The sequence below is a fragment of the Bradyrhizobium guangxiense genome (assembly GCF_004114915.1).
GTDB classification, from domain to species: Bacteria; Pseudomonadota; Alphaproteobacteria; order Rhizobiales; family Xanthobacteraceae; genus Bradyrhizobium; species Bradyrhizobium guangxiense.
The window spans coordinates 4330413-4351931 of record NZ_CP022219.1; the positions used below are offsets into that span (position 1 = coordinate 4330413).

21 protein-coding genes are annotated in these 21519 nt (G+C 65.4%); 7 read left to right on the plus strand and 14 right to left on the minus strand.

Annotated features, from left to right (window positions below; all coding sequences use genetic code 11):
• Positions 1-13 precede the first annotated feature (13 nt).
• The gene (gene purL, locus X268_RS20800; protein ID WP_128926640.1) at positions 14-2224 is read right to left on the minus strand and encodes a phosphoribosylformylglycinamidine synthase subunit PurL; all 2211 of its coding nucleotides are present in this window, start codon (positions 2222-2224) and stop codon (positions 14-16) included.
• 183 nt (positions 2225-2407) lie between these two features.
• Between purL and X268_RS20805 the strand changes: the two genes are divergently transcribed.
• Both X268_RS20805 and X268_RS20810 read left to right on the plus strand, forming a co-directional pair.
• Positions 2408-2887 carry a PaaI family thioesterase gene (locus tag X268_RS20805; RefSeq protein WP_164938167.1) on the plus strand — a complete coding sequence of 160 codons (480 nt, stop codon included), beginning with the start codon at positions 2408-2410 and terminating at the stop codon, positions 2885-2887.
• Between the two features lie 75 nt (positions 2888-2962).
• Entirely contained in the window at positions 2963-3928 is a 966-nt protein-coding gene (locus X268_RS20810) for a DMT family transporter (RefSeq protein WP_128926641.1), read from the plus strand.
• Between the two features lie 12 nt (positions 3929-3940).
• On the opposite strand, the gene X268_RS20815 is transcribed toward X268_RS20810, so the two are convergent.
• Together X268_RS20815 and purQ are read right to left on the minus strand one after the other, a co-directional pair.
• Positions 3941-4924, minus strand: coding sequence for a tripartite tricarboxylate transporter substrate binding protein BugD (locus tag X268_RS20815; protein WP_128926642.1), 984 nt, complete (start codon positions 4922-4924; stop codon positions 3941-3943).
• On the minus strand, positions 4921-5622 hold the full coding sequence (gene purQ / locus X268_RS20820) for a phosphoribosylformylglycinamidine synthase subunit PurQ (RefSeq protein ID WP_128926643.1): 702 nt from the start codon (positions 5620-5622) through the stop codon (positions 4921-4923). Before purQ ends, X268_RS20815 begins: the two co-directional genes overlap by 4 nt.
• Positions 5623-5783: 161 nt before the next feature.
• Between purQ and X268_RS20825 the strand changes: the two genes are divergently transcribed.
• Positions 5784-6800, plus strand: coding sequence for a magnesium and cobalt transport protein CorA (locus X268_RS20825; RefSeq protein WP_128926644.1), 1017 nt, complete (start codon positions 5784-5786; stop codon positions 6798-6800).
• 158 nt (positions 6801-6958) lie between these two features.
• Here the strand turns inward: X268_RS20825 and purS are convergent, their stop codons facing one another.
• Together purS and purC are read right to left on the minus strand one after the other, a co-directional pair.
• Positions 6959-7198, minus strand: a complete 240-nt coding sequence (gene purS / locus X268_RS20830; protein WP_014494125.1) for a phosphoribosylformylglycinamidine synthase subunit PurS — start codon at positions 7196-7198, stop codon at positions 6959-6961.
• Between the two features lie 13 nt (positions 7199-7211).
• Positions 7212-7979: a phosphoribosylaminoimidazolesuccinocarboxamide synthase gene (gene purC, locus X268_RS20835; protein ID WP_172782948.1), complete on the minus strand. Its 768-nt coding sequence runs from the start codon at positions 7977-7979 to the stop codon at positions 7212-7214.
• A 323-nt stretch (positions 7980-8302) separates the two neighbouring features.
• Here purC and X268_RS20840 point away from each other — a divergent pair, with 323 nt between their 5' ends.
• Positions 8303-8626: a DUF1476 domain-containing protein gene (locus X268_RS20840; RefSeq protein WP_128926645.1), complete on the plus strand. Its 324-nt coding sequence runs from the start codon at positions 8303-8305 to the stop codon at positions 8624-8626.
• A 5-nt stretch (positions 8627-8631) separates the two neighbouring features.
• Here X268_RS20840 and X268_RS20845 read toward each other — a convergent pair whose 3' ends face one another.
• Entirely contained in the window at positions 8632-9606 is a 975-nt protein-coding gene (locus X268_RS20845) for a LysR family transcriptional regulator (RefSeq protein WP_128926646.1), read from the minus strand.
• 103 nt (positions 9607-9709) lie between these two features.
• On the opposite strand from X268_RS20845, the gene X268_RS20850 reads away from it, so the two are divergent.
• Positions 9710-10537, plus strand: a complete 828-nt coding sequence (locus X268_RS20850) for an isocitrate lyase/PEP mutase family protein (RefSeq protein WP_128926647.1) — start codon at positions 9710-9712, stop codon at positions 10535-10537.
• Here X268_RS20850 and cynS read toward each other — a convergent pair.
• Genes cynS through X268_RS20870 form a run of 4 tightly spaced genes read right to left on the minus strand, consistent with a single transcriptional unit; the run spans position 10524 to position 14183 of the window.
• Entirely contained in the window at positions 10524-11012 is a 489-nt protein-coding gene (gene cynS, locus X268_RS20855; protein WP_104462481.1) for a cyanase, read from the minus strand. The two genes, X268_RS20850 and cynS, sit on opposite strands and share 14 nt — an antisense overlap.
• A 15-nt stretch (positions 11013-11027) precedes the next feature.
• Positions 11028-11951, minus strand: a complete 924-nt coding sequence (locus X268_RS20860; protein ID WP_128926648.1) for an ABC transporter ATP-binding protein — start codon at positions 11949-11951, stop codon at positions 11028-11030.
• A gap of 5 nt (positions 11952-11956) precedes the next feature.
• Positions 11957-12796, minus strand: a complete 840-nt coding sequence (ntrB, locus tag X268_RS20865) for a nitrate ABC transporter permease (RefSeq protein WP_128926649.1) — start codon at positions 12794-12796, stop codon at positions 11957-11959.
• 4 nt (positions 12797-12800) lie between these two features.
• A complete protein-coding gene (locus tag X268_RS20870) occupies positions 12801-14183 on the minus strand; it encodes a CmpA/NrtA family ABC transporter substrate-binding protein (RefSeq protein WP_128926650.1) in 1383 nt (460 codons plus the stop codon).
• A gap of 160 nt (positions 14184-14343) precedes the next feature.
• On the opposite strand from X268_RS20870, the gene X268_RS20875 reads away from it, so the two are divergent.
• On the plus strand, positions 14344-16269 hold the full coding sequence (locus tag X268_RS20875; RefSeq protein WP_128926651.1) for a sigma 54-interacting transcriptional regulator: 1926 nt from the start codon (positions 14344-14346) through the stop codon (positions 16267-16269).
• A gap of 8 nt (positions 16270-16277) precedes the next feature.
• Here X268_RS20875 and X268_RS20880 read toward each other — a convergent pair whose 3' ends face one another.
• From X268_RS20880 to X268_RS20890, 3 genes are read right to left on the minus strand one after another with little or no spacing between them, the layout of a single operon-like run.
• A complete protein-coding gene (locus X268_RS20880) occupies positions 16278-17156 on the minus strand; it encodes a sulfurtransferase (RefSeq protein ID WP_128926652.1) in 879 nt (292 codons plus the stop codon).
• A 50-nt stretch (positions 17157-17206) separates the two neighbouring features.
• A complete protein-coding gene (locus tag X268_RS20885; RefSeq protein WP_164937843.1) occupies positions 17207-18361 on the minus strand; it encodes an acyl-CoA dehydrogenase family protein in 1155 nt (384 codons plus the stop codon).
• Positions 18362-18396: 35 nt separating this feature from the next.
• Positions 18397-18939, minus strand: coding sequence for an OsmC family protein (locus X268_RS20890; protein WP_128926654.1), 543 nt, complete (start codon positions 18937-18939; stop codon positions 18397-18399).
• A 282-nt stretch (positions 18940-19221) separates the two neighbouring features.
• Here X268_RS20890 and X268_RS20895 point away from each other — a divergent pair, with 282 nt between their 5' ends.
• Positions 19222-19866: a TetR/AcrR family transcriptional regulator gene (locus X268_RS20895; RefSeq protein ID WP_128926655.1), complete on the plus strand. Its 645-nt coding sequence runs from the start codon at positions 19222-19224 to the stop codon at positions 19864-19866.
• Between the two features lie 80 nt (positions 19867-19946).
• Here the strand turns inward: X268_RS20895 and X268_RS20900 are convergent, their stop codons facing one another.
• A complete protein-coding gene (locus X268_RS20900) occupies positions 19947-21488 on the minus strand; it encodes a bifunctional AfsR/SARP family transcriptional regulator/alpha/beta hydrolase (RefSeq protein WP_128926656.1) in 1542 nt (513 codons plus the stop codon).
• Positions 21489-21519: the final 31 nt, after the last annotated feature.

Below are 21519 nucleotides of genomic sequence, written 5' to 3' on the forward strand. Positions count from 1 at the left end.
CCCCGGAATGACCTCAGGCCGCCTTTCCGCCCATATACTCCGGCAGCCAGCGCTCGTGCGACGTCCGCAGCGTGTCGATCGTCACAGGCGCCTCGCCGGCGATCGCGATCGCATCGCCGCCGGTGGTGCCGATCCGCACGCAGGGCACCTCGCAGCCACGCATCTTGGCGAGCACGCGGCCGGCTTCCGTTTCCGGCACGGTGACGAGATAGCGCGCCTGATCCTCGCCGAACCAATAGGCGTGCGGCACCAGCGCGGGCGGCGCCGCGAGCAGCTTTGCGCCGATGCCGCTCGCGATCGCCATCTCGGCGAGCGCGATCAAGAGGCCGCCGTCGGAGAGGTCGTGCACGGCGGTGGCGGTGCCCGCGTGGATCATGCCGCGCACGCAATCACCGTTGCGCTTCTCGGCGGCGAGATCGACCGGCGGCGGCGCGCCCTCCTCGCGACCGCAGATGTCGCGCAGGTAGACCGACTGGCCGAGCCAGCCATGGGTGTCGCCGATCAGGAGGATCGCCTCGCCCTCGGCCTTGAAGGCGAGCGAAGCAGACTTGGTGAAGTCGTCGAGCAGGCCGACGCCGCCGATCGAGGGCGTGGGCAGGATCGCGCGGCCATTGGTCTCGTTGTAGAGCGAGACGTTGCCGGACACGACCGGGAAGTCCAGCGTGCGGCAGGCTTCCGAAATGCCCTTCAGGCAGCCGACGAACTGGCCCATGATCTCGGGCCGCTCGGGGTTGCCGAAGTTCAGATTGTCGGTGATCGCGAGCGGCTTGCCGCCGACCGCGGGGATGTTGCGCCAGGCTTCCGCGACGGCCTGCTTGCCGCCCTCGAACGGATCGGCCTCGCAATAGCGCGGCGTGACGTCCACCGTCAGCGCCAGTCCCTTCGGCCCGTCCTCAACGCGCACGACGGCGGCATCGCCGCCCGGGCGCTGCATGGTATTGCCGAGAATGACATGGTCGTACTGCTCCCAGACCCAGCGCTTCGAGCACATGTCGGGCGTGCCGATCAGCTTCTCCAGCGCCGCGCCGAGGCCCATCGGCGCCGGCACCTCGCGCGCATGCACGACCGGCAGCGCGGCGGACGGGACATGCGGGCGATCGTAGACCGGCGCCTCGTCGCCGAGCTCCTTGATCGGCAGATCGGCCATGATGTCGCCGCCATGCTTGACGACGAAACGCTTGCTCGGCGTGGTGTAGCCGACCACGGCGAAGTCGAGGCCCCACTTCCTGAAGATCGCCTCGGCTTCCTTCTCCTTCTCGGGCTTGAGCACCATGAGCATGCGCTCCTGGCTCTCCGAGAGCATCATCTCGTAGGCGCTCATGCCGGTCTCGCGGGTCGGCACCGCGTCGAGATCGAGGTCGACGCCGAGGTCGCCCTTGGCGCCCATCTCGACGGCCGAGCAGGTCAGGCCCGCCGCGCCCATGTCCTGGATCGCGATGACGCAGCCCTTCTCCATGATCTCGAGGCAAGCTTCCAGCAGCAGCTTTTCGGCGAAGGGATCGCCGACCTGCACGGTCGGGCGCTTCTCCTCGGACTTGTCGTCGAACTCGGCCGAGGCCATCGAGGCGCCGTGGATGCCGTCGCGCCCCGTCTTGGAGCCGAGATAGACGATCGGCATGTTCACGCCGGAGGCGGCCGCATAGAAGATCTTGTCGGCATCGGCGAGGCCCACCGCCATCGCGTTGACGAGGATGTTGCCGTCGTAGCGGGTGTGGAAGCGCACCTGGCCGCCCACAGTCGGCACGCCGAAGGAATTGCCGTAGCCGCCGACACCTGCAACCACGCCGGAGACGAGGTGCCGCGTCTTGGCATGCTCGGGCGCACCGAAGCTCAGCGCGTTCAGGCAGGCGATCGGCCGCGCGCCCATGGTGAAGACGTCGCGCAGGATGCCGCCGACGCCGGTGGTCGCGCCCTGATAGGGCTCGATGTAGCTCGGATGGTTGTGGCTCTCCATCTTGAAGACCACGGCCTGGCCGTCGCCGATGTCGATCACGCCGGCATTCTCGCCGGGACCCTGGATCACCCAGGGCGCCTTGGTCGGCAGGCCGCGCAGATGGATGCGCGAGGACTTGTACGAGCAGTGCTCGTTCCACATCGCCGAGAAGATGCCGAGCTCGGTGAAGGTCGGCTCCCGCCCGATCAGCTTCAGGATGCGCTCATACTCGTCGGGCTTGAGCCCGTGGGCGGCAACCAGTTCGGGGGTGATCTTGGGTTCGTTCTTCATGGATTCGGGGCTTTCGGCGGCGTTTTGCCGTTCTTAGGAAGATCGGAGGGCCGGGAAAAGCCCTTTGTGGCGCATTTTCCCGCTGTCCCACGTTTTGCGGCAGGGGACTGCGGGAACAGGAATTGCACGGCGCTGACGGATCGGATTTAAGGGCTAAAGACCCGCAATTGAAGGCCCATGTCATTGCACGAATTGACCAAAGCACCCCCGCCCCGCCGCCCCGACCTCCATGTCGCCACCGAGGGCGAATTTGTGGGCTGGCGGACCTGGATTCGCGACAGTTTTGAGTCCCATGTCGGCCCCTTCTGGCACCGGATCGAGGCGGACGGCAGCGTCCGCAGCGCCTTCCGGGTCGAGAAGAAGCACCTCAACGGCTCCGGGAACGTCCATGGCGGCTGCTACATGGCCTTCGCCGACTACTCCCTGTTTGCGATCGCCACCCATGTTCTGGACAGCCGGGCGGTGACGACCAATTTTGCCTGCGAATTCCTCGACGCGGCACGGGAGGGCGAGCTCATCGAATGCGCCGGCGAGGTCACCCGCGCCGGCGGTTCGCTGATCTTCCTGCGCGGCAAGATGACGTCCGGCGAGCGGCTGCTGCTCACCTTTTCCGGCACGATCAAGCGGATGAAGCGGAAGTCGCTCCCCCAGCCAAACGCATAGCTCGGCGCCTTCCCTTTTTGCGCCCTCTCGCCCACAGTCTGGGCAAGCGCTTGTGCGCCGGGGAGCAGGAACAAGGTGCCGCAGAGCACGTCGTCGAGGGGTCGCACAGCGGCCTCCGCAGCATCGCCGTTGCCGTCCATGCCCGCCGCAGGCGCGCGCAACTGGCGCGATTATGCGCTGCTGCTCGCTCTCGCCTGCTGCTGGAGCTCGACCTATCCGCTGGCCAAGCTCGCGCTTCCCACCATCCCGCCCATCACCTTCATCTCGGCCCGCTCGCTGATCGCGGCCGCCTTCCTGTTCGCGATCCTGTGGATGCGCGGCATCAGGGTCCCGACCGATGCCAAGACCTGGAAATTGTTCGCGGCCCAGCAGCTGATCAACTCGACCTTCCCGTTCCTGATCATCACCTGGTCGCAGCAATATGTGCCGGCATCGAACACGGTGGTGCTGGCCTCGACGACGCCGATCTTCGCCTTCCTGATCCCCTCGCTGGTCACGCGGCACGAGCCGGCAACGCTGCTCAAGCTCGCCGGTGCGATCCTCGGCCTTGCCGGCACCGTCGCCATCGTCGGCCTCGACGCGCTGCGCGGCTTTGGCAGCGAGATCGTGGCGGAGATCGCGATCCTGCTCGCCACCATCTCCTTCGCGTGCGCGACGATCTTCGGCTTGCGGCTCTCCGAGTACGACCCGATGGTGGTGGCGGCCGGTTCGCTCTTGTTCGGTGGTCTCGTGCTGCTGCCGCCCGCGCTGATCATCGACCAGCCCTGGACGCTGCACCCGACTCCAACTGCGATCGTGGCCACGATCGTCATGGGCATTGTCTCCAGCGCTCTCGGCCTGATGCTGTTCTACGTCTGCCTTGGCCGGCTCGGCACGTTGACGACGAACGCGCAAGGCTATTTGCGCATCCCGATCGGCGTCGGGCTGTCGGTGCTGCTGCTCGGCGAGAGCGTGCCGTCAAACTTGGCGCTGGGCCTGCTGCTGGTCATGGCCGGCGTCGCGGCGATGACGGTGCCGGCGGAGCGGCTGAAGTGGCGCTAGCGCGACCCGTAACTACTTGGCGTCGTCCGCCAGCATCTTCCGGTACTTCTCGACATCGCGCGTCACGAGCTGCTGCAGCAGCTCCGGCGCGTGCTCGTTGGCATCGGGCGCGACGGTCGACAGGTCGGCGAAGCGCTTCTTCACCGCCTCGGTCTCGACGGCGGTGCGCGCGGCGGCGTTCAGCTTCGCGATCACAGCCGGCGGTGTGCCCTTGGGCGCGAACAGGCCGTTCCAGCCCTGCGCCTCGAACTCGGGCAGCCCCGCTTCCGCCGAGGTCGGCAGATCCGGCAGCGTGGCGAGCCGAACGGTCGAGCCGACCACGAGGCCCTTCACCAACTTCTCGTTGATCGACTGCGAGACCGAGGCGGCCGCATCGCAGACGCCGTCGATCTGGCTGCCGACCGCGTCGGTGAGCGCGGGTGCCGCGCCGCGATAGCCGACCAGCGTCGCGTCGATCCCGGCGGCGGTGACGCTCTTGCAGATCAGATAGTTCGAGGAGCCGACGCCGGCATGGCCGAGATTGATCTTGCCCGGATTGGCCTTGGCATAGGCGATGAACTCCTTGAGGTCCTTCGCCGGAAAGTCCTTGCGCAGCGCGATGATGCCGAACGTCTTCGCCACCATGGCGATCGGCACGAACGAGTCCGGCGTGAACGGCAGCTTCGGATAGATCGTGTAGGTCGCGGCATTGGTGCCGGCATTGCCGATCGCGATGGTGTAGCCGTCGGGCTCGGCGCGGGAGGCGCGCGCCAGCGCGGTCGAGCCGCCGGCGCCGGCAACGTTCTCGATCACGATGGTCTGGCCGAGCGCGATGCCCATCTGCTCGGCCACCGCGCGCGCGATCACGTCCGAGGTGCCGCCGGCCGCGAACGGCACGATCATGGTGATCGGACGCTTGGGGAAATCCTGCGCGAATGCGCCAGTTACGAGCGAAAATGACGCGAGCGACAGCGCTGCGATTGTGGCGAGAGACCGCCTCAGCCCGAACGAGATCACGCGGCGTTTTCCAGGTGCTGGGCGAGGCCGGCGAACAGGCCGCGGCCGTCGGTGCAGCCCATGATGTCTTCGACGTGATTCTCCGGATGCGGCATCATGCCGAGCACGTTGCCCTTGTCGTTGACGATGCCGGCGATCGAATGTGCCGCGCCGTTGATGTTGTTGAAATCGTCGACTTCGCCGGCGGCGGAGCAATAGCGATAGAGCCCCCGCCCCTCGCCTTCGAGCCGCTTGATGGTCTCGTCATCCGCCTCGTAATTGCCCTCGCCATGGGCGACGGGCACGCGGATCACCTGGCCGGCATTGTAGCCGCGAGTGAATGGCGTGTCGGATCGCTCGACGCGCAGGTGCACGTCGCGGCAGATGAATTTCAGCCGCGCATTGCGCATCAACACACCCGGCAGGAGGCCGGACTCGCATAGGATCTGGAAACCGTTGCAGACGCCGAGCACGAGGCCGCCCTTGGCCGCGTAGTCGCGCACAGCATCCATCACCGGTGCACGTGCCGCGATGGCGCCGCAGCGCAAATAGTCGCCGTAGGAGAAGCCGCCCGGCACCACCACGAGATCGGTCCCCGCAGGCAGCGAGGTCTCGGCGTGCCACACCATCGCGGGCTCGCTGCCGGAGATCAGCCTCAGCGCCCGCGCCATGTCGCGCTCGCGGTTGATTCCGGGAAAGACGAGGATGGCGGCTTTCATGGCAGAGGTTCCGATGGTGGCGGGAATCGGGCTGGCCAAAGGGCCAATTCGCCAGGAGACATAGCCATTTGACGGGAATTTTACCAGTGCTAGCCTTGCCGAGCGGCCTTGTACACAGGCCATAGCCACGGACTTTGCCGATCTTGCCCGGGATTGAAGCCATGAACGTCCCGTCGCTCCCCACATCCTCCTCCGAGCCGGTGTCCGCCGAGGGCGTCGTCGCGGCCGGCGCCTATGTCGACGGCCGGCGCGTCGCCAATATCGCCATCAGCGAGGCCTCGAGCTGGCGAGCCAAGCCCGGCCACGTGGTCTGGATCGGCCTGCACGAGCCGGACATGGCACTGCTCGGCGCGGTGCAGAAGCAATTCGACCTGCACGACCTCGCGATCGAGGACGCCAACCACGCCCATCAGCGGCCCAAGATCGAGCAATATGGCGAAGCTCTCTTCATCGTCGCGCGCACCGCGCAATTGATCGAGGGCCGGATCGCCTTCGGCGAGACGCACATTTTCGTCGGCGAAGGTTATCTCGTCTCCGTGCGCCACGGCGCCTCGACCTCCTACACACCGGTGCGAGAGCGCTGCGAAAGCTGTCCGCGGGCGCTCGCGCGCGGCGAGGACTACATCCTCTATGCGATCCTCGACTTCATCGTCGACAATTACTCGCCCGTGCTCGAAAGCATCCAAGACGAGGTCGAGGGTATCGAGGACGACGTGCTCTCCAAGCCGATCAGCAGGGCGCAGATCGAGCGGCTCTACATGCTGCGCCGCGACCTGTTGCGGCTCCGGACCGCGATCGGCCCGTTGGTGGAGGTCTGTCGCCGGCTGGAGCATGACGAGCTGTCGATGGTGCGGCAGGCGATGCAGCCGCTGTTCCGCGACGTCACCGACCACGTCCGCAACATTCAGGAGCGCATCGATTCCATGCGCGAGGTGCTGGCCTTCGCCTTCGAGGCGAGCTTGCTGGTCGGCCAGGCGCAGGAGACGGCGGTGTCGAAGAAGCTCGCCTCCTGGCTTGCAATCATCGCCATTCCGACCGCGCTTGCCGGCATCTACGGCATGAACTTCAAGCACATGCCGGAGCTGGAATGGGAGTACGGCTACTACATGCTACTCGGCGTGATGCTGACGGCGTGCGGTGCGCTGTACTGGCGTTTCCGCAGCGCCGGATGGCTGTGAGCGCGGGGCAGTCAACAACATCGTCTTGACCACAAGACCCTCATGGCGAGAGGCGCGTAAGCGCCGTCTCGAACCATGCAGGCCCGGCTTCGACACCTCGGCCCTCATCCTTCGACACGCGCGCGAAGTGTGCGCTCCTCAGCATGAGGAGCGACAGCTCAGACGATCTCCACCCGATAATTCTCGATCACGGTGTTCGCCAGCAGCTTGTCGGCAGCTTCCTTCAGCGCGGCTTCCGCCTTGGCCTTGTCGGCTCCGGCGAGCTCGATGTCGAACACCTTGCCCTGGCGGACGCTGGCGACGCCGTCGACGCCGAGCGACTTCAGCGCGCCTTCGATGGCCTTGCCCTGCGGATCGAGGATGCCCGTCTTCAGGGTAACGGTGACACGTGCCTTCACGTCAAAATCCTCTTCAGCTCTTCACCAGCACCGGGCCGGTGCCCTGGGGACGCTCGTTCTCCATGAGGATGCCGAGACGCTTTGCAACTTCCGTATAGGCTTCCAGCAGACCACCGAGGTCCCTGCGGAAGCGATCCTTGTCGAGCTTCTCGTTCGATTTGATGTCCCACAGGCGGCAGCTGTCCGGCGAGATCTCGTCGGCGACGATGATGCGCATCATCTCGTTCTCGAACAGGCGCCCGCACTCCATCTTGAAATCGACGAGGCGGATGCCGATGCCGAGGAAGAGGCCGGTGAGGAAATCGTTGACGCGGATGGCGAGCGCCATGATGTCGTCGATCTCCTGCGGCGTCGCCCAGCCGAAGGCGGTGATGTGCTCTTCCGACACCATGGGGTCATTGAGCTGGTCGTTCTTGTAGTAGAATTCGATGATCGAACGGGGCAGCTGGGTGCCCTCCTCGATGCCGAGGCGCTGCGACAGCGAGCCAGCGGCGACGTTCCGCACCACCACCTCGAGCGGCACGATCTCGACCTCGCGAATCAACTGCTCGCGCATGTTGAGGCGGCGGATGAAATGGGTCGGCACCCCGATGTCGTTGAGGTGCTGAAACAGGTACTCCGAGATCCGGTTGTTGAGGACACCCTTGCCCTCGATCACCTGATGCTTTTTCGCATTGAACGCGGTGGCGTCGTCCTTGAAGTGCTGGATCAGGGTACCGGGCTCCGGGCCTTCGTAGAGAACCTTTGCCTTGCCTTCATAAATGCGACGCCGACGGCTCATGGGGATGTACCGTGTTTTGTTGAAATCCATGAATTTGGTGTGCTCCGGTTGATTAGGATTACGACCCACAGCGGAGCTGCCGTGAACGGCTGGGAACCCCATCTAGAACCCGAGGAAACAGAACGGGAACCAAGCCTTTAGGCAACCTATCCGATTGGCTGTCCCAGCACAATCGATCCGGCCGTCCGGCATCAACTTATACCCTCTTGCCTGCGGCTTAACGGCCCGTTGTTTTGCCGATTCGTGCTATTTATGTAGGCATGCAGCCGGGTCGCCGCAACGGAAGGCTCCCGCGCGATTGAGCAGGAGATTTGGAACAAGGCATGAGCGAGATCAGCAAGCGCGAGGAAGGCTTTGAGAAGAAGTTCGCCCTCGACGAGGAGCAGAAATTCAAGGCGGAGGCCCGCCGCAACCGGCTGCTCGGGCTATGGGCGGCCGAGAAGCTCGGCATCACCGGCGATGCCGCCACTGCCTACGCCAAGGAAGTGGTTGCGGCCGATTTCGAGGAGGCCGGCGATGCCGACGTCCTGCGCAAGCTGACGGCCGATTTCGCCGCCAAGAACGTCGCCGTCACCGAGCAGGCGATCCGCGCCAAGATGAGCGAGCTGCTCGCCGTCGCAGCCGCCGAGGTGAAGGCCGGGAAATAACTGAGTCAGGCGAGGCGCCGGCGCGCAATACCCTTGCGCGCCGGCGATCGCTTTCTGGTGTCCCGCGGGGCCAAGACATCCGGCGCCGCATAGTCGCGGCGGATGGTCTCGAGCAGGCGCTGGGCCGCGGCGCTGAGAAAGCCGCCGCGACGCGTGACGAGGACGATGTCCTGGTCGGCGGCAAGATCGCCCACCGCGATCGTCGCGAGCAAGCCCGCTTGCAGCTCCTCGGCCATGTGGCTTCGCGCCAGCAGCGCAAGGCCAAAGCCCGCCTCCACCAGCCGCTTTTGTGCGGTGAGGCTATCCACCGCCGTCCACGCCACTTCGCCGAGCCCCTGCGTGAGAAACAGCGCGAACACGTGAGCCGCGGCGACCTCACGACGCCCGCGCATCGCCGGAAATGCGATCCAGCGCTCGCCGCGAAGCTCCGCGAGGCGCTTCACGCGCTTTCCGGCCCAAGGATGGTCGGGCGCACACACCACCTGCAAAGGCTCGCTCAGCACCAGCTCGCAGGCGAGGTCGCCGGAGCGGTCCGTGTTGTAGCGCAGGCCGATCGTCGCTTCGCCGCGCTGGATGAGATCGCTCACCTCCGCGCTGGTCGCCGTCCGCAGAGCCAGCGTGACGGCCGGATTTTCCTTTGCGAACCGCTTCATGATGGTCGACAGGCGGCCGTCCGCCAGCGTGCCGGTCACCGCCAGCGAAACCGGTCCGGCATTCTGCCTGGTCAACGCGCGTATCGCCTGCTCGGCGTCCTGCGCCGCAGCAACCGCGCGCTCGGCATAGGGGATCAGCACACGCCCGGCGTCGCTAAGCCGGGTGCGGCCTGCCACCCGCTCGAACAGCGCCACGCCAAGCTCCTGCTCCAGCAGCGCGATGCGGCGCGAGATCGCCGGCTGCGAGCGGTGCAGGAATTTCGCGGCATTCGAAATGCCGCCCTTGCGATGAACGGTCAGAAAGGTGTTGAGGGCGTCGCTATCCATCCCGACCTCATGCAAGAAACTGATGAGCCTGGAAAGAATAACAAATTTGGCGAATGGGGAAAACGCGCCTAAGGCTGCCGGACCGACAACACGGAGCCCAGCCATGACGAGCCAACTGAACAAGGCGACCGCCTTCCGCTCCCTGCACGAGCGACGTGGTGCCTTCATCATTCCCAATCCATGGGATGCCGGCACGGCCAAGCTGCTTGCGGCGATGGGCTTCGAGGCCCTGGCCACCACGAGCCTCGGGGTCGCCAACATGCTCGGCAGCAGCGGCGTCAGCCTCGACGTGATCCTCGCCAACGCGCGCGCAATCGTCGAAGCCACCGACCTGCCCGTCAGCGTCGACCTCGAGAACTGCGGCGCAGACGAGCCGAAGCGTGCCGCTCAGGCCATTCAGCGCGCGGCCGAAGCCGGCGCCGTCGGCGGCTCGATCGAGGATTTCAGCGGTGACCGCGATCGCCCCATCTACGACTTTTCGCACGCCGTCGAACGTGTCCAGGCCGCCGTCGAAGTCACGCGCGCGCTGCCATTTCCGTTCACGCTGACCGCGCGGGCGGAGAACTTCCTGCACGGCCGCAAGGACATCGACGATACCATTCGCCGCCTGCAGGCCTTCGAGGCCGCGGGCGCCGATGTCCTCTACGCGCCGGGGCTGTACGATCTCGCCACGATCCGGACCGTCGTCTCCTCGCTCGGCAAGCCGGTCAACCACGTCATGGGTTTTGCCGACCCGACACTGACGGTCGGGCAATTGTCCGCCGCCGGCGTCAAGCGCATCAGCGTCGGCGGGGCCATGTCGCGCTACGCGCTCGCCGCTTTCCTGAACTGCGCGCGCGAGATGAAGGACAAGGGATCCTTCACCTACATTCGCGAGATGGCAGACGTCGGCGCGCTGCGCCGCGCCTTCGCCGCGGTCACTCCTCCTTGAAGCCGTATTCCGGCACGTTGCCGCTGGCGCCGTAATATTTGTACGGCAGGAACTTGCCGCTCATGGTGATCTTGACGCGGTCGCCCTTCGGATTGGCGACGCGCTCGATCCCCATGTCGAAGTCGATCGCCGACATGATGCCGTCGCCGAACTCCTCCTCGATCAGCGCCTTCCAGGCCGGACCGTTCACCATCACCATCTCGTAGAAGCGGTAGATCAGCGGATCGGTCGGCGGCATTGGCGTGCCGGTGCCGCGCATCGGCACCTCGTTGAGCATCGCGACTTCCGCCTTCGACAGGCCGAACAGCTCGCCGGCATTGGCCGCCTGCGGCTTCGTCAATTTCATCTGACCCAGGATGGCGCCGACGATCAGCACCTCGGAATAGCCGCCGATCTTGTCGCAGATGTGCTTCCAGCTCCAGCCCTTCTCGCGCTTGATGTCGAGCAGCTTCTCGGTGAGGTCTTCGCGTTTCATGTTGGCGTCTCCTTTTTAGGCGCTCAATCCGGGATTTGTCCCCGGCATTCGGGTCTGTCGCGGCTCTTCGCCGGTCGATGCGATCGAGAGGCCGGGCTTGCCGATATGGATCACCGGCACATTGCGCGGATTGTGATCCGGCTTTTCGGTGGTGAAGGTCTTGCTGCGCGTCACCAGGAAATCGATGATGTGGTTGCGCAGCGCATAATAGAGCGGATGGCGGTGCAGATCGGTGCGACCGCGATCCCGCGGCAGCGGATTCTCGACAACCTCGGCCAGCACCGCGCCCGGCCCGTTGGTCATCAGGAAGATCTTGTCGGCGAGATAGATCGCCTCGTCGACATCGTGGGTGATCATGAAGGCGGTCTGCCCGGTCTCCAGGCAGATGCGCCGCACCTCGTCCTGCAGCGTGCCGCGCGTGAGCGCGTCCAGCGCCGAGAACGGCTCGTCCATCAGCATCATCTTCGGCGTGATTGACAGCGCGCGCGCGATGCCGACACGCTGCTTCATGCCGCCCGACAGTTCCGACGGACGCTTGTGCTCGGAGCCGGTGAGACCGACGAGATCGATGAATTTCTGCGCGTGCGCTTTCACCCTGGCGCGGTCCCAGCTTCGCCATTTCGAGCTCACGGCATAGCCGACGTTGCCGAGCACGGTACGCCAGGGCAACAGCGCATGGCTCTGGAAGATCACGGCGCGGTCGAGGCTGGTGCCCGAGATCGCCTGCCCGTCGACGATGACGGCGCCTTCGCTCGGCGCATCGAGGCCGGCGAGGATGTTGAGCACGGTGGTCTTGCCGCAGCCGGAATGGCCGATCACGCAACAGAACTCGCCGCGCGCCATCGAGAGCCAGAGGTTCTCGAAGATCGTCGTCGTAACTCCGCCCGCGCCCGGATAGCGTTTGGCGATACCCTCGATGGAGATGAACTTGTCGGCCACAGCTCCTACTCCGGAAAAGTGACCATGCGCGTGAAGCGCGCCAGGATCTGGTCGAGCAGCATGCCGACGACACCGATCAAGAGGATCGCGATGATGACGTTGGTGATCGACAAATTATTCCACTCGTTCCAGACGAAATAGCCGATGCCGGTGCCGCCGACGAGCATCTCGGCCGCGACGATCACGAGCCAGGCGATGCCGATCGAGATGCGCATGCCGGTCAGGATCGTCGGCGCCGCCGCGGGCAGGATCACGGTGAAGGCACGCCTGACCGTGCCGACCTCCAGCGTTCGCGCGACGTTGATCCACTCCTTGCGCACGCTCGCCACCCCGAACACGGTGTTGAGCAGCATCGGCCAGATCGAGCAGATGAAGATGACGAAGATCGCCGAGACCGAGGAATCCTTGATGGTGTAGAGCGCGAGCGGCATCCAGGCCAGCGGCGAGATCGGCTTCAAGACCTGGATGAACGGATCGAGCGCCTTGCTCAGCAGCGGCGACATGCCGATCAGGAAGCCGAGCGGGATGGCGACCAGCACGGCGAGCAGATAGCCGGTACCGACGCGCGCGATCGAATAAGCGAGCTGGATGCCGAGCCCCTTGTCGTTCGGCCCGTTGTCGTAGAACGGCCGCCTCAGATGCTCCCAGAGCTTGGCGCCGACGTCGAGCGGCCCGGGCATCGCCGACTTGCCCTGCGTCGCGGTAAGGCCCATCAGCTTGGCGTATTCCGGGCTCATCGTCGTGGTGGTGCCGGCCGAGCGCGTCGCAAGATGCCAGATGCCGAGGAACGCGGCGAGCAGCGCGATCGAGACGAGCCCGGCACGGAGACGGAGGGAGGATGTCATATCCTCACGCCCCCTTCTTGATCTTGAAGCTCGCCAGATAATCCTCCGGCTTGGCCGGATCGAAATTCTTCCCCATCACCGCGAACGATTTGTAAGCCGTCGCCGGCGGCGACAGGCCCATCTCGGTCATCAGCTTCTTGGTGTCGGTGGCGAGATACACCTGCTCGGCCACCGCCTTGTAGTCGACGTCGCCCTTGATCTGGCCCCAGCGCTTCATCTGCGTCAGCATCCACACCGCAAAGGACTGCCAGGGGAACGGATCGAAATCGACGCGCTTGGCGTCCGTCTTCACCCCGCCGAGACCATCGGCATAGGTGCCGGTCAGCACCTGCTCCAGCACGGTGACCGGCGCGTTGATGTAGTTGGCCGGTGCGATCGCTTCCGCGATCTGCTTGCGGTTTTCGGCCTTGGAGGCATAGGCGGTGGCATCGACGATGGCGCGCGTCAGCGCCGCAAAGCTGTTCGGCGCGGTGGTGATGAACTCGCGACTGGCGGCAAAGCTGCAGCAGGGATGGCCGTCCCAGATCTCCTTGGAGAGCAGATGCATGAAGCCGACGCCGTCATAGATAGCGCGCTGGCAGATGTTGTCGGGCGCGAGGAAGCCGTCGATATTGTCGGCGCGCAAATTCGCGACCATCTCCGGCGGCGGCACCGAGCGCAGCTGCACGTCGGTATCGGGATCGAGACCGTGCTCGGCGAGATAATAGCGCAGCAGGTAATTGTGCATGGAATAGTCGAACGGAATCGCGAATTTCAGGCCCTTCCAGTCCTTCGGATCGCGCTTGTCCTTGTGCTTGGTCGCCAGCACGATGCCCTGCCCGTTGATGTTCTCGATCGCGGGCACCGCGAAGGGAATGGCGTTGGCGCCAAGGCCAAGCGAGATCGCGATCGGCATCGGCGCCAGCATGTGCGCGGCGTCGTATTCCTTGTTGATGGTCTTGTCGCGGATCACGGCCCAGCCGGCGGTCTTCACCACCTCGACGTTGAGCCCGTGCTTTGAATAGAAGCCCATCGGCGCCGCCATGATGATCGGCGTCGCGCAGGTGATCGGGATGAAGCCGACCTTGAGATCCTTTTTCTCGGGCGCACCGGCTTGCGCGAACACCTCGGTCGCAGTCTTGAGCGGGAAGCACTGAGACAGCGCGGCGAGCGCGGTCGAGGCCCCGACCGACTTCAGGAACGCGCGCCGCGCCATGTCCTGCGGAAACATCGCGCGCATGACGGCGGACGCGACGACGCCCTCGTAACGCTTCTCCTCGCTCTCGGCCGGCTGGCAGCGCAGCGCCAAGGCCGCCTGCTCGTGCTCTGCCGCGGAACGATGCTGGCCGCAGGCACAGCCGGCTCGAAGGTTGCGATCGGGATCAAACGGATTGTCGAACGTGGACATCGGCCCTCCTGCGCGTCATTGCAAGGAGCAATTACGCAAGGAGCATGCCACGGTCCTGAGATCAGCCAGCGCCTTGATGACGCGCCACTTTTCCCGGCGCTTGGCCACTACGAAAATTCGTGATAAACGATATTTCGTAGTTCAATTACGAGATTTCGCAATGGCAACGACGCCAATGCCTGGCCACGACGATGCGGCCCATGCCCTCGATCCACGCATCGCGGCGTTCGAATCCTCGGTCGAGGCCACGCTGCTGGTCGACCCCTTCAGCGACCAGATCGTCGATGCCAATCCCGCCGCCTGCGCCCTGCTCGGCTACGACCGCACCCTGCTGCGGCAGACCCGGGCCTCTACCCTCCACGCCGGCGAGCTTCCCGCCCTCACCGTCTTCACGCAGGCCGTGCTGCACAAGGGCGCCTACTGGACCACTTCGCTCAACCCCCGCCATGCCACGGGGCAAGATCTTCGGCTCGAATATGCCGGCTGCCTGTTGCCGCATGACGGCCGCTCGCTGCTGTTGCTCACCCTGACCGACCTCGAAGCGCGCCGCCGGCGCAATGTCGATGCCGCCGCCGAGGATCACATGCGCGGCGGCATTTCGACCTGGCAGCGCGTCGAGCGCGTGTTCCAGGACATCGAGCGCGAGAATCAGTTGATCCTGCGCGCCGCCGGCGAAGGCATCTATGGCGTGAACGCGGAAGGCAGGACCACGTTTGTCAATCCCGCGGCGGAGCGGATGCTGGGCTGGACCGCGGAAGAGCTGGTCGGCAAGGAGATCCACCCGATCGTGCACCACACCCATCACGACGGCCGGCACTATCACAATCACGATTGCCCGATCTATGCGGCGTTCCGCGACGGCGCCGTGCACCAGGTCGACGGCGAGGTGTTCTGGCGCAAGGACGGCTCGCCCGCCTGGGTCGAATACACCTCGACCCCGATCCGCGATCGCGGTGTCGTGGTCGGCGCCGTCGTGGTGTTTCGCGACGTCAGCCAGCGCCGCGAGGCCGACGAGAAGCTGCACGCCGCCCTTACCGAGGTCGACCGCCTGCGCGAGCGGCTGGAGCTGGAGAACGCCTATCTCCAGGAGGAAATCCGCATCGAGACCAATCCCCGCGGCATCATCGGTGGATGCGAAGCGATCCAGAAGACGCTTCGCCAGGTCAAGCTGGTGGCGCCGACCACGGCGGCGGTGATGATCACCGGCGAGTCCGGCACCGGCAAGGAGCTGATCGCCCGCGCCATCCACGAGGCTTCCACCCGCAGTGACCGGCCGCTGATCCGCGTCAACTGCGCCGCGATCCCGCGCGAATTGTTCGAGAGCGAGTTCTTCGGCCATGTCCGCGGCGCCTTCACCGGCGCGACGCGCGACCGCATCGGCCGCTTCGAGCTCGCCGACGGCGGCACGCTGTTCCTCGACGAGGTCGGCGAGATTCCGCTCGAACTGCAGGGCAAGCTGCTGCGCGTGTTGCAGGAGGGACATTTCGAGCGCGTCGGCGAGGCCCGCACCCGCGCGGTCGACGTCCGCGTCATCGCCGCGACCAATCGCGACCTGAAGCAGGAGGTGCAGCGCGGACGTTTCCGCGAAGACCTCTATTTCCGCCTCAACGTCTTCCCGATCGAAACGGTGCCCTTGCGCGAACGGCGCGAGGACATCCCGCTGCTCGCCCAGCATTTCCTGATGCGCGAAAGCAAGGCGCTGAAATCGAACCTGCGCCTGTCGGAAGGCGATGCGCGGCGGCTGACCGGCTACGACTGGCCCGGCAATGTCCGCGAATTGCAGAACGTGATCGAGCGCGCCGCGATCCTGTCGCAGAACGGCCGCCTGCGCATCGATCTGCCGGGGACATCAGGCGTGCAGGCGGCGGCCGGCACCGCCCGTCAGAAGGCCGATGCGCGCCCCGCCGTCATGACGTCGTCGGAAATGCGTGACCACGAGCGCGCCAACATTGTCGCCGCGCTCGAGGCCTGCGCCGGAAAAATCTTCGGCCCCGGCGGCGCGGCCGAGATGCTCGACATCAAGCCCACCACGTTGGCCTCACGGATCAAGGCGCTGGGGATCGCGCCTCGTCCGCGGGCCATGTGATCGCGCGCTCAGGCTGCCTTGGTGGTGACATCCGATGCGATCGGCAATCCCTGCTCGATCGGCAGCGAGGGATCACGCGACCATTCGTTCCAGGAGCCGAAATACATCCGGACGTCCTTCACGCCGGCATTCTTCAGCGCCAGGAAGGTGTTGGAGGCACGGGCGCCCTTGAAGCAGTAGAGATACACCGGGGTGGTCTGCGAGATGCCGACGGTAGCGCACTCCGCCAAGATCTCGTCCTTGGACTTGAAGCGCGGACCTTCGGCGGTCGGCTTCATCATGCGATACCATTCCAGCCAGACGGCGCCGGGGATGCGGCCCTTGCGCGGGCAGAAATCCTTGCCGTAGGGCGAAGAGCTGTCGCCGATCCACTCGTCGACGTCGCGCACGTCGAGGATGGCGATGCCGGGCTTGCCGACCGCGGAAAGCATGGTCTTGGCATCGATCAGGTTTTCGCCCGCCTCGGGCACGATCGAGAACGAGGCTTTGGCCGGCGTGGGCACGTCCTTCGTCACCGGGAAGCCCGCGGCCGACCAGGCATCGAAACCGCCATGCAGCACTTTCACCTTGGGATAGCCGAGCATGGTCAGCAGGTAGTAGCCGCGGCAGGACTGGCCGAAGCCCGAATTCATCGACTGCTCGTAGATCACGGCCGTTTCCTTGCCGGAGAGACCTGCGCCGCCGAACGCGTCGGCGAACTTGGTCTTGAGCTCGGCCATGCCCTCCGGCGTCGAGGTCGCCAGGAACGTGAAGATTTCGTGCACATTCACGGCGCCAGGCAAATGGCCGGCGGCATAGGCATCGGGATTGCGGGTGTCGATGACGACACACGGCTCGGTCTTCAAGAGATCGGCGAGTTCGACGGCAGTGATCAGAACGTCAGTCATGGCAGCCTCTCCGTTGAGGTTGGGGGGTCTTCGGGTGGACTCGCAAAAAATCAGCTGTCGGCGAGCATCTTGCGCAGCTGCTTGGTGGCAGGCGTGACGATCGCGACGAAATAGGCCTCGCGCAGGCGCCGCTGCGCGCGGTGGCTCTTGAGATAGCCGCGTGCGCCACAATGCAGCATGGCCGCATGTGCCGCCGCGACGCTGGCCTCGCCCGCGCGAAGCCGGAGCGCGATCACCTTGCGCCAGTAGGTCTCCTCCTCGTTGTAGGGATCGCGCGCCAGCGCCATGGTCTCGGCCTCGAGCTCGGCGGCGAGATCGCGGAAATGCACCGGCTGCTGCGGCAGATAGCGGTTGATGTGTCCGAGCGGAGCGTCGACCTCGCCCATGATGTCGATGCAATCCTTGATCAGGCCGAGCGCCATGCCGGCCTGGAGCAGGATGAAGCCGGCGCGGATCTTCTTGACGAAGGGACCGGCGGGGTCGGCGAGGATCAGCTCGTCCGGCACGAAGACGTCGCGGAACTGGACGCCATAGGTGCCGGTGCCGTCCATGGCGAGGAACGGCTTGCACGGCGTCAGCGTGATCGCGGGGTCGGAGCAATCGGCCAGGAACATGACGGTGCCGGGCTCGCCGCTTGCGATGCCGGGCTCGCCGCTTGCGATGCCCTGCTCGTCCTCCCGCTCGAAGATCGTGCCGAAGAAATGGTCGGAACCGAGATTGGAGACCCAGGGCAGCGCGCCGCGAACGATATAGCCGCCGTCGACCTTCTTTCCTCTCAGCTTCAGCTTCTCGATGCCGAAAAAGCTCTTCATCGGGTTGGACAGGCCGGTGCCGCCGAGCACGCGCCCGGTCGAGAACGCATCGCCAAAACGCTTCGCCAGCTTCACATTGGTGGAATTCGCCGCGTACCAGACCAGCGTGTTCTGGCACCAGGCCATGAAGGCGGTCGCGCCGCAGACCTCGCCGATAGCAGCCATCGACTGAATGGCGCAGCGCAGGTCCGCCGGGCCTTCCTGAGGCACGTGACTGCTCCAGGCGCCCACCGCGCCGAACTTGCGCAACACCTCGGCCGGATAGATCGACCCGTCGTCGATACCGGAAGCAAGCGGCGCGAGCTGCTCGCGCGCAATCCGCGCCACCTCTCCTGCAATGGACGGTGCGGGCTGATCCAAAACTTCGGCCCGCGATAAAGCCAGTGAACCCATGATCGTCTCCCGCACCCTGTCCTGATTGCCGCCTGCTAGATGCCGACCTCGAGATTGACCGGGCGAGTGAAGGTGTTGGCGACCGGCGACCATTTCTTCACATGGGCCACCAGCGCGTTGATCTCGTCCGGCGAGACGCCCTCGCATTCCATGTCGACCTTGACGCGGACGTCGGTGAAGCCGACCGGCTTGTCGGAGGGATCGCCGGTGCCCCAGACCGCGGTGATGTTGAGATCGCCTTCGAGCTCGAGCTCGAGCTTGTTGACGATCCAGCCGCGATGCACCGCGTTGGCATGCAGGCCGACCGCAAGGCACGACCCGAGCGCGGCGAGCGAGGCTTCAGACGGATTGGGCGCGGTGTCGTCACCCAGCAGGCCCGGCGGCTCGTCGACGATGTAGGGCGGCAGATTGCGGATGTAGTTGGCGTGGCGGAATTTTCCCTCCGCGACCGTCTTGCACTTCAAGGTCTTGACGACCTTCGGATTGGCCTTGCCGCTCGCGATCAGTTGTTCGAGGCCATTCTTGTCGATGGGCGCGAGGCACCCCGTCAGCACTGTCTTTTGAACGACGGCAGTCATCTTTTTCTCCCTGGCAGCCGCGGAGCGCGGCAGGATACCGAACGGTCTGTTTCCTTGCATGGAGCGTGCCAGAGCGGACCGAAAACGAAATGCGAGGCATTGGAGCCGCTTAGCGATGGCCGCCTGCGGATTGATCAGCCTCGCGCTGCTCAAAGGCGATGCAGACGGGTTCGACGATGCGAATATTTTCGGCGCGAACCAGATGCGGCTTGATGCTACCGCGCGGCTGCGAGTAAGTTGCAACGCATCAGCAAGTCCCTGGGCAGGTCATCGGGTAAGGCATTGGCGAAGTCATCAGCGAAGAAGCCGGCAAGCGCGCCGCATTCCGGTGCCGGCGACGACGAATCCGCGCGCGGGCGCCTGCTCAGCGCCGCCTCGCATCTGTTCTGCAAGAACGGCATCAACGCGACCGGCATCGATGCGATCATCGAGGAGGCCGGCACTGCGAAGACCACGCTCTACAAACTGTTCGGTTCCAAGACCAACCTCGTCAATGCGGTGCTGGAGAGCGAAGGCAAGCAGTGGCGCGAATGGTTCATCGGAGCCATGGAGGACGGCGGCGGCGATGCCCAGGCGAAACTCACGCGGATCTTCCCCGCCCTGAAGAGCTGGTTCGCGGAGGAACGCTTCTACGGCTGCCCCTTCATCAACGCCGTCGGCGAGCACGACAAGGATGCCAAGCAGTTCCGCAACATCGCGCTGAAGCACAAGAAGATCGTGCTCGGCCACATCGAGAAGCTCGCCGGCGAGCTCGGGGCGAGCGAGCCCGCGGTGCTGGCGCATCAGCTCGGCCTCATCATCGACGGCGCCATCGTCGCGGCGATGATCTCGCGCGACCCGGGCGTGGCCGATACCGCGGCGCTGACGGCCGGTCCCCTGCTCGGCCAGTCCAAGACGAAGAAGAAGCGGGAGCTGGAGGCGGTGTGATCGCTCTCATTTCGTAGCCCGCATGGAGCGCAGCGGAACGCGGGGAAACTTGTCCCGGATTGCGCTTCGCTCCATCCGGGCTACGAGATCCGTTTCATAAATCCCCCGATCGCTTCCAGCACCGGCTGCTGATCCCCCGCGAAGAACCAGTGGTCGCTGCCATCGAGCTCGACGAACTCCGCGCCCTTGATCCGACTCGCGATGTCGCGGCCGGCGGCGATGCGTACGGCCTGATCGCCGCGCCTGTGCAGCACCAGCGTCGGCACGGTGATCTCAGGCAGAAGGTGACGCACGTCGGCGTCGCGAAACGCCTCCAGCACCGCCGAGATGCCGCCGGGACTGGAGGCCGCACGCAACAGCCCCGCCCACCAGGCGCGCGCCTTTGGATCGCCGGCAAGGCTCGGCGCGAAGGTCTCGATCCCGACCGGCCCGCCCCATTGCGCGATCAGATGCTTGCTCCAGACATCGTACTGCCTCGCGCGCAGCGCGTGCGGATAGTCCTCTGACCAGCTGCCTTTTGCCAGTGCGCCGAACAGAATCAGCCCGGCCACACGGCGCGGTTCATCCGCCGCGAATTTGATGCAGGCCGGCCCGCACTCGGATGCGCCGAACAGCACGACGCGGCGCGAGGCGACAGCGCGCAGCACGGTGCCGATATCTTCCGCGGTGACGTCGATGCCGGGTGCCGATCCGACCCGGTCGGACAGCCCGATGCCGCGGCGATCGAACACGACGAGACGCCCGAGCTTCATCAGCGACGCTAGAAACATCCGGCTCGCCGGATGCTCCCATGCGCGCTCCACATGCGACACGAAGCCGGGCATCACCAGGATATCGAGCGGTCCGCTGCCATAGGCCTGATAGGCCAGATGCACGCCGGCGCCCTTCACGTAGCGCGTCGTGGGAACGGCGTGCGGCGCTGCTGCGGGATTCATCAGCGCCTCGGTCTCGGCTTCCGGCGCACCCCCGAGCTCGTCCCGCAGCCGCTGTGTCAGGCCTGCATGTTGCCGCTCTGCCGCGCTGCGGTCTCCGGCGAGCAGCAGGCTGCAGATCAGATGCCGGCCATAGACTTCACTGAGCGGATCGAGCTCGACCAGCCGCCGGGCATGCACCGTTGCGGCAAAATGCTCGCCAGCGGCATTCTCGTCCTGCACGAGACGCTCCAGCGCGTGCATCAGCCGGCCCCTCAGCGCCTCGCGGCGGAAGAACGCCCATTCGTCGAACTCAGGACAATCATCAAGCGCGAAGCCTGCGAGAAAGTCGCCCCGGTAGATCTGGCAGGCCTGTTCGAAACTGCCGCGGTCACAGGCGCTCTCGAACAGATGCGTGTCGAGCCTCACCGTGGTCGCCGAAGACCATCGCACGCTGGTCCGGTCCGTCTCGAAAACGGGCTGGCCAAGCGCAAGCTCGATGCGATGCAGCAGCCGCCGCAATCGCGCAAGACCGGTCTCGCGGGCGGCCTCCGGCCACAGCAGCGCGGCAAGGACGTCGCGCGCGACGGCGCCCTTGGCCTCCGCCAGATAGATCAGCAGCGCAAGCGCCTTGCGCAGGTTCAGCCTGACCGGGCGGTCGTCAGCGTGAACCTCGGGAAATCCGAGCCCATGAAGCGAGACGACCGTCATGAAAATCCTCCCTGCCCCGTCGCCTCCTTCG

Bases quoted from the DNA above. Each gene is read 5' to 3' on its own strand.
- purL (WP_128926640.1), bottom strand. From the start codon at position 2,224: ATGAAGAACGAACCCAAGATCACCCCCGAACTGGTTGCCGCCCACGGG.
- purQ (WP_128926643.1), bottom strand. From the start codon at position 5,622: ATGAAAGCCGCCATCCTCGTCTTTCCCGGAATCAACCGCGAGCGCGAC.
- X268_RS20825 (WP_128926644.1), top strand. From the start codon at position 5,784: ATGAACGTCCCGTCGCTCCCCACATCCTCCTCCGAGCCGGTGTCCGCC.
- purC (WP_172782948.1), bottom strand. From the start codon at position 7,979: ATGAGCCGTCGGCGTCGCATTTATGAAGGCAAGGCAAAGGTTCTCTAC.
- X268_RS20840 (WP_128926645.1), top strand. From the start codon at position 8,303: ATGAGCGAGATCAGCAAGCGCGAGGAAGGCTTTGAGAAGAAGTTCGCC.
- X268_RS20845 (WP_128926646.1), bottom strand. From the start codon at position 9,606: ATGGATAGCGACGCCCTCAACACCTTTCTGACCGTTCATCGCAAGGGC.
- X268_RS20850 (WP_128926647.1), top strand. From the start codon at position 9,710: ATGACGAGCCAACTGAACAAGGCGACCGCCTTCCGCTCCCTGCACGAG.
- cynS (WP_104462481.1), bottom strand. From the start codon at position 11,012: ATGAAACGCGAAGACCTCACCGAGAAGCTGCTCGACATCAAGCGCGAG.
- ntrB (WP_128926649.1), bottom strand. From the start codon at position 12,796: ATGACATCCTCCCTCCGTCTCCGTGCCGGGCTCGTCTCGATCGCGCTG.
- X268_RS20870 (WP_128926650.1), bottom strand. From the start codon at position 14,183: ATGTCCACGTTCGACAATCCGTTTGATCCCGATCGCAACCTTCGAGCC.
- X268_RS20875 (WP_128926651.1), top strand. From the start codon at position 14,344: ATGGCAACGACGCCAATGCCTGGCCACGACGATGCGGCCCATGCCCTC.
- X268_RS20880 (WP_128926652.1), bottom strand. From the start codon at position 17,156: ATGACTGACGTTCTGATCACTGCCGTCGAACTCGCCGATCTCTTGAAG.
- X268_RS20885 (WP_164937843.1), bottom strand. From the start codon at position 18,361: ATGGGTTCACTGGCTTTATCGCGGGCCGAAGTTTTGGATCAGCCCGCA.
- X268_RS20890 (WP_128926654.1), bottom strand. From the start codon at position 18,939: ATGACTGCCGTCGTTCAAAAGACAGTGCTGACGGGGTGCCTCGCGCCC.
- X268_RS20900 (WP_128926656.1), bottom strand. From the start codon at position 21,488: ATGACGGTCGTCTCGCTTCATGGGCTCGGATTTCCCGAGGTTCACGCT.